Here is a 388-nt window from a genome sequence, read left to right on the forward strand (position 1 = left end):
TGGGTCGGGCGGGGTTGACGTCGTCGCGGTTTGTGGCGTGTCCGTTCGGGGGTGTGGGTGTGCGGATGTATCGGACCGGGGATGTGGTGTTGTGGGGTGCTGACGGAGAACTGCGGTATGTGGGGCGTGTTGATGAGCAGGTGAAGATTCGTGGGTATCGGATCGAGTTGGGTGAGGTGCAGGCGGCGCTGGCTGCGGTGGATGGGGTGGGGCAGGCGGTGGTGGTCGCGCGTGAGGATCGGCCGGGGGATAAGCGTCTGGTGGGGTATGTGACCGGGACGGTGGACGCCGCTGGGGTGCGTGCGGTGTTGGGTGAGCGGCTGCCCGCCTACATGGTGCCTGCCGCGGTGGTGGCGATCGAGGAGTTGCCGTTGACGGTCAACGGCAA

General features: G+C 66.8%; 1 protein-coding gene. It reads left to right on the forward strand.

Going from position 1 to position 388, the window contains the following annotated elements; genetic code table 11:
* Positions 1-388 (forward strand): AMP-binding enzyme (locus OQ789_RS25860; RefSeq protein ID WP_324689276.1); only part of this gene is annotated, 388 nt, incomplete at both ends.

It is taken from the genome of Mycobacterium sp. 94-17 (assembly GCF_035617725.1).
Classification (GTDB): Bacteria; Actinomycetota; Actinomycetes; order Mycobacteriales; family Mycobacteriaceae; genus Mycobacterium.